Origin of the sequence: Bradyrhizobium sp. INPA03-11B, from assembly GCF_040446015.1 — a bacterium.
Classification (GTDB): domain Bacteria; phylum Pseudomonadota; class Alphaproteobacteria; order Rhizobiales; family Xanthobacteraceae; genus Bradyrhizobium; species Bradyrhizobium macuxiense_A.
Map to the genome: position 1 here is coordinate 1 of NZ_JASGSR010000180.1, position 12048 is coordinate 12048.

Annotated in this window: 7 protein-coding genes and 3 pseudogenes; 9 read left to right on the forward strand and 1 reads right to left on the reverse strand. The window is 56.8% G+C overall.

What is annotated here, in order from left to right; genetic code table 11:
• Positions 1-168: 168 nt before the first annotated feature.
• On the reverse strand, positions 169-393 hold the full coding sequence (locus tag QMZ05_RS38180; protein WP_353705452.1) for a hypothetical protein: 225 nt from the start codon (positions 391-393) through the stop codon (positions 169-171).
• A gap of 284 nt (positions 394-677) precedes the next feature.
• On the opposite strand from QMZ05_RS38180, the gene QMZ05_RS38185 reads away from it, so the two are divergent.
• The 9 genes and pseudogenes from QMZ05_RS38185 to QMZ05_RS38225 form a co-directional block, all read left to right on the forward strand.
• Positions 678-1898, forward strand: coding sequence for a Xaa-Pro peptidase family protein (locus QMZ05_RS38185; protein ID WP_353705453.1), 1221 nt, complete (start codon positions 678-680; stop codon positions 1896-1898).
• A 149-nt stretch (positions 1899-2047) separates the two neighbouring features.
• Positions 2048-3193, forward strand: a pseudogene (locus QMZ05_RS38190) (amidohydrolase); the annotation flags it as partial.
• A gap of 1072 nt (positions 3194-4265) precedes the next feature.
• Entirely contained in the window at positions 4266-5225 is a 960-nt protein-coding gene (locus tag QMZ05_RS38195) for an aminotransferase class IV (protein ID WP_353705454.1), read from the forward strand.
• Between the two features lie 13 nt (positions 5226-5238).
• Positions 5239-6462 (forward strand): glycine C-acetyltransferase, encoded by a 1224-nt coding sequence (locus tag QMZ05_RS38200; protein WP_353705455.1) that lies wholly within the window; start codon positions 5239-5241, stop codon positions 6460-6462.
• A 205-nt stretch (positions 6463-6667) separates the two neighbouring features.
• A pseudogene (locus tag QMZ05_RS38205) lies at positions 6668-7758 on the forward strand (IS5 family transposase).
• A pseudogene (locus tag QMZ05_RS38210) lies at positions 7758-8091 on the forward strand (hypothetical protein). The pseudogenes QMZ05_RS38205 and QMZ05_RS38210 overlap by 1 nt, the downstream one beginning before the upstream one ends.
• Positions 8092-8498: 407 nt before the next feature.
• Positions 8499-9665, forward strand: coding sequence for an aromatic ring-hydroxylating dioxygenase subunit alpha (locus tag QMZ05_RS38215; protein WP_353705456.1), 1167 nt, complete (start codon positions 8499-8501; stop codon positions 9663-9665).
• A 9-nt stretch (positions 9666-9674) separates the two neighbouring features.
• The gene (locus QMZ05_RS38220) at positions 9675-10631 is read left to right on the forward strand and encodes a PDR/VanB family oxidoreductase (protein WP_353705457.1); all 957 of its coding nucleotides are present in this window, start codon (positions 9675-9677) and stop codon (positions 10629-10631) included.
• Between the two features lie 317 nt (positions 10632-10948).
• The coding region (locus QMZ05_RS38225; RefSeq protein ID WP_353705458.1) for an acyl-CoA dehydrogenase family protein at positions 10949-12048 on the forward strand (1100 nt) is incomplete at its 3' end.

Here is a 12048-nt window from a genome sequence, read left to right on the forward strand (position 1 = left end):
GAGAAGAACCCTGCGGCGCGGCTCGCTCTTAAGAGCGAGTGTACGCTTTTCGAGGCCGGCGGAGATTGATGGCATCCGGTGCTCGAGGTCCGAGGTCGATCTGATGCTGATTTCGATCGTGGCAACCGACGAAGTCGTGAGTAACGATTATGCGCGCTGCGCGCCAACTTAAATGACCGGTTCAGGGAGGCCAATATCCTCGGTATCGTAAACTGGCATGAAGGTGCCAACGCGCCAAATGCAGTCTTCACTGTTCAGACGACCGGCGATCTTGAGACCGGCACGTTTAGTCCTGTCGATCCTCGGATCACGCGAGAGCTTCTGCTCGCCATCGAAGCTGAACACATCGCCTCTGGCCTCAACGAATTTCGCACCTATTTGGAAGCGACGCATTGGTCCGGCGTCACTGTCGGCTATTCTGGTAATCGTCTCTCAGACTTGAAGGCCTTTGCAATCGGCCCCTTGCTTGCAGACGAACTTTGGATTCCGATGCTTTCTCATAGAAAAATGCGCGCAGCAATTGCGGTTGCCGACGCGCCGGGATGAGTCGAATTCCATGTGGGCTCAAGCCCTGTTTCAATCGCAGCTCAGTTAGTTCATCCTAGGGTTGCGGTTAAATGCGCTGAGCAATCGCCTGTCCGCGCCGCTACGAGTGGCGCACCTATTGGAGAATAGCCATGAGTGTTTCCGATTCTGTACGCGTGAAAACGATCGCATACGAACCGTTTCCACAAATCGAGTACCAGAATCGGGTCGACCGAGCGCGTCAGTTGATGAGGCAATTTGCCTTTGATGCCCTTCTTGTGACGTCCGAACACAACTTGCGATACTTTGTAGGTGAAATCAGCACCACCCCGCATCAGACGACAAGGCCGCGTTTCCTTCTGATCCCCTCATCCGGCGATGTCGTCGGCATCATCCCAATGGGGATGGATGAGTTCTATAAAGAGACTACCTGGATTAAAAATTGCTTCACTTGGCCCAGCCCCAATCCGAAAGACGAGGGGGTCTCCACGCTTATCAAAGCATTTGTTGATCTACTGCCGGAGCGTGCCAAAATCGGGACAGAACTCGGGGCAGAAAGCAGGCTTGGCATGCCGGCAGGGGATTTCTTGCGCGTTACTGAGGCAATAAAACCTCGGGTATTCATTGATGCGTCTGACGCAATTTTCACCCCCCTGAGGATGATCAAGTCGCCAGCGGAGATTGGCCGAATTCGTACTGTGTGCGGTATTGTTTCGGAAGCGTTCGACAATTTGCCGGCGAGGCTGCGTGTCGGGATGACGGAGCGAGAAGCATGCCGCATCTTTGAGCTCGAATGCTTTAGCCGCGGAGCGGAAAAAACGCCCAAGATTCAGGGTGTTTCCGGACGGGGAGGTTATACACGGCCCTACGGTGTACCGAGCGACAAAGTCCTCTCTGGCGGAGACCTGTTGTTTCTCGACGCTGGTTGCCTGTTCGATTTCTATTGGAGTGACTTCGATCGGCACTTTGCGTTTGGAACTCCAGATCCGCATACGCAAGACGCCTATCAAATTGTCTGGGAAGCGACAGAGGCGGGAATCGCAGCTGTTCAGCCTGGCATTCCGATCTGTGAGATTTGGACTGCAATGTCGAATGTACTAAATAGCCCCCGCAATCGCGGCAAACCTACCACAATCGGACGAATGGGGCATTCAATGGGTTTGTGGATGCCAGAGCTGCCATCGGTTCAGCCTGACGATAAGACGATACTGAAGCCAGGCATGATCATCAACGTCGAGCCAAGCACGACTTATCCATCGTACTTCGACAGCTCGCCGAAGTTGATGGTGCACGAAGAGGTTGTCGTCGTGACCGAGGCTGGCGCACAATTGCTTACATCTCGTGCTCCGCGAACGATTCCGGTCATTACGTGACAAGAGACCGGCCGCCTACAGAGCGCTGCTCATGTAAATAGAGGGATGGTCTGTCGATCGTTTGGCTCACAAGCGTTTTGTCTTCCTTGTGATGCGCCAATCGATGGACAGGTAAGGAGACTAGCGGTGAACAGCTCGAGGCTTTTCGGAAGCGACAGAGTGAGGCAGCGGAGTGGCGCCGCTACTCCATCAAAATCCAGAGCTTGATTTTCAGGTTCACAACACAGTCAGGTTCGTAACCGAAAAACTGGCTTCGTTCGGTATTAACCATATCGAGACGGGGATAGCCGAAAGCGGCGTTGTCGCGTTGATCCAGGGAGAGGGCGGAGAACGGCCAACCATTTGGACTGAGGGCCGATCTGGACGCCTTGCCGATTGTAGAGGCGCCAACAAGCCCTGGGCGTCGAGAGTAGCCGGAAAAATGCACGCACGCGACCATGATGATCACACGACCGTGCTGCTAGGTACCGCGAAGTACGTTGCGAGTACGTGCAATTCCAAGGGCTCCGTCGCATTGATCTTTTAGCCGGCCGAAGAAGTTGAGCTTCCATCGGGGGGGCTTAAGGTCCAGGAAGGTACTATGGATCGGTTCGTCATCACCCGGTGTTTTGCAATGCACAGCGCGCCGGGCATCGAGGTCGGCGAGTTCGGGATCTGTGATGCCGCCATCGTGGCCTCGCAAGACGATTTCGACATTGTCGTGATTGGGACGGGCGCCCGCGGCAAAGCAGGATGAGACGATCGATCCAGTCGTCATTGCAGCGGAGATTATTGTTGGCGTGCAAACTTGGTGTCGCGCAACACCGATCCGATCGACGCGCTCGTAATTTCCATCCACCAAGTTGGATGCCGCTAAGTCGTACAATATCATTCCGGATCGCGTTGCAATAGCGGCCATTGTCCGAACCCTTGCACCCAGACTGCGGGACTTCGCCGAACGGCAGATCAAGGCGTCCGCACAGGCATCGCGCAGGGATTGACGCCGATATTAAATTTAAATATCGGCGATCGGTTCCTGTCACCTTCAACCACACCCAGGAAAGTAACCCGGCGACTGAGGTGGCGCACAACTTGTCGGGACTGATTTCGTAAACGACAAAATCAAGCCGCGCATGGGGGCAGAGGATTTCGTTTACGTGCTTGAGGTGCGACTAAGCGCTTTCATTTTCGCTGAAAATGGACCGACGGCGGGCTTGCACAATCCCGCATATGATTTCAACGACGAAGCCCTACTTTACGGCATCGGGTACTGGGTGAAGCTTGTCGAGACGGCGTTAGATCCCAGAAACGACTGAACGTGTTGTCTGCGGCAAGCGCAACCTCTATCTCATTTCAGGTACGTAGACCCGCGCAGTCAGCCAATGCTCATCTACGCGCGCCTGACATTTCATTCACGGCGTTCTTAGGCCTCTCAGATCCGTGCTGCTACAGGAGGCGCGAAGCTCATACGTCCACTGGTTCAGGCAAGACTAAAGCCGAAAAGAGCCTTGATAGTGCTTGGGCTCACGACGAGGTCACACGGCAACGACCGGAGCCTACAGAGCTAGAATGCAAACGCGTTGGTCCACTAGAAACCAGTGCGTCAATGCAGCATGCCTTCCATGATGCCGCGCGCCCAGAGCGCTCGATGGATAGGTGAGCTCTGGGCCGTTACTCTTTTAACCATTGTCTCAACTGCGGCGATGCTCGCCGCGTAAACGACTTTCGTTGTTGCGTTTAGTATCAAAATGTCGCTCTCGACGCGCGCCTGCGCACGCGTGCGCCATTAGCAGTCATGCATCCGCGATTGCTGTGGTCCCAGGATAAGGCGTCAGACTCGTAGAGCACATTCTGATTGGCAGGAGCAATCTCCGAGCGCCACATCCGAACAAAAAGCCGCGATAACGCAGACGTTGATACTGAAGCCCGGAGACAAGGTTCAGACCGCCTTCACGCGCCATGCAGGCACCAAATCGTCTGAAAGCGTCGTCGGCTCTCTTCAAATGCACAATTTCGGCGTGTCAGGCTTCACATTAGGGGAATGCGGCTCGTCAGGCCCGGTAAGATTTGCCCCGATCATGACCCTGTTGGCTATCGTGTCGCCCCCTACCGTGACGGAGCCGTATGTCTGAAGAAATTCTTTTCCAGAAGCAAAGGTTAGTTGGTTCGAGCGCGCCTTGCGCAGCTAAAATCAGTGCGATCGAATGGCCCTCTCACTAACATAACAAACCCCGTGGCTTAGATGCGCCTAATCAAGTCACCGGCGGATATCACCGGATGGCCGCCATTCGCTGATCGCGATTAAGGCTATTGCGGCGTGGCGTCATCGGCCATGGCTCGTCAATGCTCTAATGAGCCGACCAAGTATTCGGAATGTAAGGAAAGAAGATGACTCCCCTCGTGACACAGTCGCTAAGTGAGCTTCCCGCCATCGATGAGCATCACGTTGACCGGCGGCGCTACCCGCACGGCGTTGCTTTTATGGACGGGCAGTATCTGTCGATGTCCGAGGCCAAGATCTCTGTCCTTGACTGGGGCTTTCTGCACTCAGATGCGACCTACGACACGGTGCATGTGTGGAACGGCAAATTCTTCCGGTTGAACCTGCATCTTGACCGCTTTTGGCGCGGTGTCGAACGTCTCCGAATGAAGCTGCCCTACGATCGTGAGCAAGTAACATCGATCCTCAACAATTGCGTCGCTTTGTCGGGCCACAAATCGGCCTACGTTGAGATGATCTGCACGCGAGGTTCATCGCCGACATTCAGTCGCGATCCCCGCGAAGCGGAAAACCGCTTCATCGCGTTTGCGGTCCCGTTTGGGTCGGTCGCCAATAAGGAGCAACTGAAAAGAGGTTTGCATGTGGCGATCAGTGAGACCGTCCGCATACCGCCTAAGTCAGTGGATCCCGCGATCAAGAACTATCATTGGCTCGACCTCGTGAAGGGTCTTTATGACGCTTACGACAAGGGCGGGGAGACCGCACTGATCCTGGATATCAACGGGCACATTGCGGAGGGACCCGGCTTCAATGTATTCCTTGTGAAGGATGGAGACTTGAAAACCCCCGCCTTTGGGGTGCTGCCGGGCATCACGCGCCAGAGTGTCTTGGATCTTTGCGCTGAGATTGGGCTTTCGGTCGTGACGGATCATATCACGCGTGCCGAGATAAAGGGAGCTGACGAGGCGTTCATCACCTCAACTGCCGGCGGCATTATGCCCGTAACGCGTATCGACGATGCTGCAATCGGCAAAGGGCAGGTGGGCTCCGTCACCCGGCGGCTCACGGATCTTTATTGGCAAAAGCACGAGGATCCGGCATGGTCTACCCCTGTCGTCTATGCCTAATCGGAGAAAGACCGTGCGACAGCAGCTTTGCGAACGGTTGAATGGCGGTCTTCACGAGCTGTCGTGGCGCAAGCTCCTGAAGGTCGAACAGGAGATTGTCTCCCCCCAGTCTGCGCACATCCAACTGCGCTCATTGGGGGGGCGCGAGGTCCTGAATATGTGTGCCAATAACTATCTGGGTTTGTCGAATCACCCAGCCCTGCAGCAGGCGGCGCGCACAGCTCTCGACCGGCATGGTTTTGGAATGTCGTCCGTGCGCTTCATTTGCGGGACCCACTCGGTTCATCGCGCGCTTGAAAAGCGGCTTTCTGACTACCTGCTGACCGAAGATACAATTCTATTCGGATCGTGTTTTGATGCGAACGCTGGCCTGTTTGAGGCGTTGCTCGATGCCGAAGATGCGGTGATCAGCGATAGCTTGAACCATGCGAGCATCATCGATGGAATTCGGCTCTGTAAAGCAAAACGCTTCCGGTATGCCAACAATGACATGGAAGAACTAGAGCGGGCATTACGCGAAGCGCGCCATTTTCGTACCGTGCTGGTTGTCACCGATGGCGTGTTCTCCATGGATGGCATTGCTGCGAATCTGCCAGAAATCTGTGATCTTGCAAAACGTTATGGCGCCCTGGTCATGGTCGATGATTCTCATGCTGTGGGCTTTATTGGTCCGGGCGGCCGTGGAACGCCAGCCCGGTACGGACTCGAACATCAAGTCGACATTCTTACGGGAACACTGGGCAAGGCGCTTGGCGGTGCATCGGGCGGGTACGTCTCGGGTCGCCGTGAGATTGTTGAATGGTTGCGACAACGTGCTAGGCCCTACCTTTTCTCGAATTCGTTGATGCCAGCACTTTGCGAGGCTTCGTTGGTTGCCATTGACCTCGCCGAGAATGGGGACGATCTTAGGCGCAATCTCGTGGCGCGCACCCATCAGCTTCGCGGGGCCTTGAGCAATCTGGGATTTAAAGTTTCGGGAAGTGATCATCCTATTGTACCCGTGATTACCGGAGACGCGGGGATCGCCGTCCAAATTGCCGATTTCGTGCTGGCGCGCGACATCCTTGTGGTTCCCTTCTCGTACCCTGTGGTGCCGGAAGGAGCCGCGCGGATTCGCATGCAGGTTAGTGCAGCGCACAATGCAGTAGACATAGAGAGAGTGATAGTTGCATTTCGATCGGCCCAGATGTACTTGAAGAGCGGGGCTCGCCAAGGGGAACGTGGTGAGCCACTGTAGACTATTAGCTCTGCTCGCCCGGATTGCAGCTGAAATGGACTATGCAAACGTAACATCTGCCGGGCAAGGTTCGCTGCCTAAGTGGAATTCCTAAACACCGGCAGTATCCTTCGCTCTCTTTCGGTCTAGCAGGCTGTTGAAAAAGGTACTCGCCGCCAACCGACGAGCGTGATTCATTGGCTCCGACGAGATTCGGAGATGGTGCGTGCGCGGCGGCGACAATCGAACGGGCGAGTTGTTCAGCTACGTCGACCTGGAGACGCGGGTGCAGCGCGATCATCCGCTGCGAGCGATCCGGAGGATTGTGAACGAGGCGCTGTCAGAGTTGGAGCGCGAGTTTGCCGCGCTCTATTCGCCGATTGGGCGGCCGTCGATCCCGCCGGAGAAGCTGCTGCGGGCGATGCTGTTGCAGGCGTTTTATTCGCTCCGCTCGGAGCGGCTTCTGATGGAGCGGCTGGAATACGACCTGCTGTTCCGCTGGTTCGTCGGAATCGGCGTCGACGACGCAGCCTGGGACCATTCGGTGTTCTAGAAGAATCGCGACCGGCTGCTGGAAGGCGACATCGCGGCGAAGTTCCTGGCGGCGATGCTGGCGCAGCCCAGGATGAAGAGGCTTCTATCGAGTGATCACTTCTCGGTCGATGGCACGCTGATCGAGGCCTGGGCCTCGATGAAGAGTGTCAAGCCGATGGATGGCTCTGACGAGCCGCCGACCCAAGGCGGCGGCCGCAATGCCGATGCGGACTTCCATGGCCAGAAACGCTCGAATGACACCCATGCTTCGACCACCGATCCCGATGCCAGGCTATACCGCAAGGGCAAAGGCAAGGAGACGAAGCTGTGCTTCATTGGGCACGGGCTGATGGAGAATCGCCACGACCTGCTGGTCGACGCCTGTCTGACGCAGGCCGACGGATATGCCGAGCGGGTGGCCGCGCTGCACATGATCGAGCCTCGTGCTGACCGGCCGACAGCGATCACGCTTGGCGCCGACAAAGCCTACGATGTGGAAGACTTAGTCAACGAGCTGCACTCGATGAACGTGACGCCGCATGTTGCACAGAACACCAGCGGCCGCAGCTCTACGATTGACGGGCGAACGACCCGGCACGGCGGCTATGCTGTCAGCCAGCGCATCCGCAAGCGGATCGAGGAGGCATTCGGCTGGATCAAGACGATCGCGGGGCAAGAGAAGACCCGCTTCCGTGGCCGTGATCGCGTCGGATGGGCCTTACCTTCGCTGCCACCGCCTACAATCTGGTGCGGCTGCCCAAGCTGACCGCGGAGACCGGCTGATGGCCAAGGTGCCCGACTTCGCCAAGGCCTTTGCAGGCCGCTGGCGCATCGTCGAGATGGACGTCTGGGATAGCGACTTCCTCGATCTTGTCGAAGAGGCGCATCTCACCTTCCAGGGCAAGTCCGATGGCGAAATCGCCTTTGGGGCTCTCAAGGGCTTCCTGGACGTGCGCTACGGCACCCGCGACGGATCGGCGTGCGCGGAGTTCTCACGACGAGAACGATCCGTCCTGCGGTCGCGGATGGGCTATGATCGACACTGCAGACAGGCTCGTCGGCCACTTCTACATCCACAATGGCGAAGATTCAGCCTTCGTTTGCGAACGCGGCTGAGTTCTTCAACAGCCTGCTAAGGCGGTGGATGTCCGTGCGCGTCACCCAATCGATGTGAAGGATCTCCTACTCCTTCCACAAGTTACGGCCAAGCGATCGTTCGAGTGGAATGGACGCCTTCGTAGAGTGTCGGCGCAAATGATAATAAATAGTTTCGTGTGAATTGCGGGTTGCAGCTGAACGCCATCGCCAGGCCGAAGCCCAACTGCGCGCTGGGCATGGCAAGTTCTTGCCATTGTTTGGCCAGTTAGCCTTTGGCGGATTGTGAAAGAACTCAGTGCAACCCATTTGACTGCCGAATTTCGGCGCACAGAAGATAGTTTTTGCAGGGTTTGCACATCATCCCTACCTATAATTAAATCGTCATAAACGTCATCATCGCCTGCTCGCCGCGAACGAGGCTATCTATGTCCCACAAGGCCGTCTTCCCACTTTCCGATACGTTGCCACAAAGCGACCGTATTTTGCTCGACACTCTTTCCACGCTTGCTCAACCACAAGAGCGCACGACGCGCGCCATGCCGGGAGCGTTCTATACGTCCGAGCGCTTTGCAGAGCTCGAACGTGAGCGGGTCTTCCGCCAGAGCTGGATCTGCATCGGCCATGCCGGTGAGCTGCCTGCCAACGGCGATTACTTTACAACAGAACTGGTGGGTGAACCGCTTCTGGTGCAGCGCGGCTCGCAAGGTGAAATCCGTGTACTGGCGAATGTATGCCGTCATCGTGGCAATCTTGTTGCCACCGGTCGCGGGAACGCGCGCATCCACGTCTGCGGCTATCACGCATGGAGCTACGAGCTCAGCGGTAAGCTAAAGCGTGCACCCCTCATGCAGGACTGCAAAGATCTGGATACTGCACGCTGCGCATTGCCGGCGATCCCCACGACAATCTGGCAGAGCTTCATCTTCGTCAATTTGGATGGCAAGGCGGCTCCACTTAGCGAGGCGCTTAAGCCGCTCGAGTCGTATATTGGCGTCTACCATCATGAAGATCGTGAACTCTACCACAGTCGAGAGGATGTATGGAGCACCAACTGGAAGTGCTTGGCTGAGAACTTTATGGAAGGCTACCACCTGAATGCCACGCATCCGCAAACGATCCGGCCGAGATCGCCGACGGAGATGAGCGAATATGTGGCTGGAAACGGTCATTTCTCTGCCTATCGCTTGCACTATAGATCCGGACTGCCGGAGCCTGGATCAGCTTGTGGGTCGAATCAGCCCGAGCCGACTTCTAGTGAAATTCGGTTTAGCTTCGTATTTAACGTGTTTCCTAACCTGGTGGTCAGCTCTAATGCTCACCGGACTATGTATATCTGCGTAAGGCCCCAGTCGGCCGGCCGCGTTGCCCTGCGATGGGGCGTTACACGTTATGGCCAGGCCGCGAATCCTGAAGACGTGGCCGAGTACCTAGCGCTCTTAGATTCAATCAATGCAGAGGACCGCTCGAAACTCGAAACGCTACAGCGTGGTCTCGAGTCGAGCTTTTACACACCGGGTCCGCTAGCGCCAGAAAACTTCGAAGGTACGCTGCGCGACTTTTATGGCTTCATGGCTCGGCGTATCTGTTCTTGATTTGCAAAAATGCGAACCGCTACCCTCACCGCAGTTGTAGACGAGATTCGGGGCGAGGCCGCAGATACGATCAGCATCGGGTTGCGTCCGGTCGACGGCGATGTTTTCCCGAGCTTCGATGCGGGTGCGCACATCGACGTGCACCTGCCCAATGGCATCGTGCGCAGCTATTCCCTTGTGAACCCGCCGCACACCTGCGAGCGCTACGTGCTCGGGGTTCTGCGTTCACGTGATAGCCGAGGTGGCTCGGCATACATCCATGATCATTTGCGCGAGGGCGATCGTCTGGCCGTCTCGGCTCCGCGCAATAATTTTCCTCTGGATGAGACTGGCGGGCGCTTCCTGCTAGTCGCGGGGGGCATCGGCGTGACAGCGATCTACTGTATGGCCCAACGGCTCGTTTCACTCGGGAAGGATGTCGAAATGCTGTACTGCAGTCGCACGCGCGGACATGCAGCATGGCTTGGCGCGATTCAGACGCTTGGGATCCCGCTCACGTTGCATTTCGATTCTGAGCAAGGCGGCCCGCCGGATATCGACGCGTTTATCGCCTGCCACGGTCTAGACACCCGATATTACTGCTGCGGCCCGTCCCCGATGCTGATAGCTTTCGAACAGGCCTGCGAGCGGTACGGCTATTCGCACGCTCATGTCGAACGGTTCGCGGCAGATCCATCCCTGGTCGATCACGATGACAGCGCCAGCTACGACGTGCACCTCGCGAACAGCGGCAAGCTAATTCGCATCGAGCCGGGTACGCGTCTGCTCGACGCGTTGCTCGCAGCCGGTGTCGAAGTGCCGTTCAGCTGCAGGGAGGGCATTTGCGGCAGCTGCGAAATGACCGTTTTGGAAGGCGCAATCGACCATCGCGACAGTGTCCTGACAGATGCGGAACGCGCAGAAGGCAAGTCGATGATGGTCTGCGTGTCCGGATGCCGCGGTGGCCGCCTGGTGCTCGATTGCTGAGTTCTGTGGTCTCATTCCTTGCAATAGCGCCTGATGCTACGCCTTAGTCCAGTGCGTCGGTTGTGCACCGCTTGACTCGGCCGAGATGAACTTGAAAGTGTGCGGCGCGAACTATCGGCAGGAGCTATGCCCCGGCTTTTGCGCAGCAACTCTCAGGTATCGGTTGAGCAGTTGTCCGGACCTTCCGTTTCGCCAAGCGCCTTAAAGCGAGATGACTGTTTCATTTGCTGCAATTCCTCGCATTGATGCGAAATTTTGCAGAAATTTGTCGCGCATCTAGCTTAGAGTGAAGGTTCTCGATAGGGGAGACTGCAGGTTTGAATTTCGATTTAACCGATAGCCAGCGTGAGTGGCGCGATGAGGTCCGCGCGTTCCTTCGTGAGAACGTTACGCCTGAGTTGCTGCACGAACTCTATGCCGAAGGCGTACCCCACGAGCCTGGAGCATGGCGTTGGGGTCCGCGGGGGCAGGCCTTTCGAGCCAAGATCGGGGAGAAGGGGTGGTTTGCTCTGACCTGGCCGACAGAATACGGCGGGATGGGCAAGGGGGCCGTAGAACTGCGCATTCTTATGGCCGAGTTTGACTACGCTCGAGTGCCAAGTCCTGACATGACGCTTACGACGATCGCGCCTATGATCATGCGTCATGGCACCGAGGAGAACAAGCGGGACTTCCTGCCGCCGATCTCTCGCGGAGACCTTCATGTCGCCTTGGGATACTCGGAGCCCAACGCCGGCACCGATCTGGCCAGCCTGAGAACGCGAGCGGAGCTCGTCGGTGACGAGTGGGTGATAAACGGATCGAAAAGTTGGAACAGCCAGGGGCACGTTGCAACCCATGAGTGGCTCTGTGTCCGCACCGATCCGAATGCGCCTAAACACCAAGGCATCTCCGTCATCATGGTTCCGTTGAGCACGAAAGGAATAGAGGTGCGGCGGCTCACTGCTTGGAGCGGTTATCGAACCAATGAAGTGTTCTTTACCGACGTTCGCGTGCCGCGCCAAAACCTGATTGGCGAGATCAATAAGGGATGGCAGTACATCACGGGGGCGCTCGATCTCGAGCGGGGTGCTCTGGCGGGCGCGGGCTTGCTTCGACGGGAGTTGGATGACCTAATTGAAGCCTGCCGAACCACCCTGGTCGGAGGAAACCTTCTTATCGATCGGCCGAACGTACAGCAGCGTTTGGCCGAGCTTGACGCGGACCTTGAGGTCGCGTGGCTCTTTGGGCTGAGCGCGGCATCAAAGATCGAAGATGGGGAGATCCCTACCACGACGTTGACCACCGAGAAGATCTACAGCAGTGAACTCCGTCAGAAGATAGCCGACTATGGAATGCAGATCTTTGGCATGCACGGACAGCTCAATTGGCGAGATCCTGATGCGCCCGCCCACGGAGCCATCGAGCAGCTCTATCG

Bases quoted from the DNA above. Each gene is read 5' to 3' on its own strand.
- QMZ05_RS38180 (WP_353705452.1), bottom strand. From the start codon at position 393: ATGCGTCGCTTCCAAATAGGTGCGAAATTCGTTGAGGCCAGAGGCGAT.
- QMZ05_RS38185 (WP_353705453.1), top strand. From the start codon at position 678: ATGAGTGTTTCCGATTCTGTACGCGTGAAAACGATCGCATACGAACCG.
- QMZ05_RS38195 (WP_353705454.1), top strand. From the start codon at position 4,266: ATGACTCCCCTCGTGACACAGTCGCTAAGTGAGCTTCCCGCCATCGAT.
- QMZ05_RS38215 (WP_353705456.1), top strand. From the start codon at position 8,499: ATGTCCCACAAGGCCGTCTTCCCACTTTCCGATACGTTGCCACAAAGC.
- QMZ05_RS38220 (WP_353705457.1), top strand. From the start codon at position 9,675: ATGCGAACCGCTACCCTCACCGCAGTTGTAGACGAGATTCGGGGCGAG.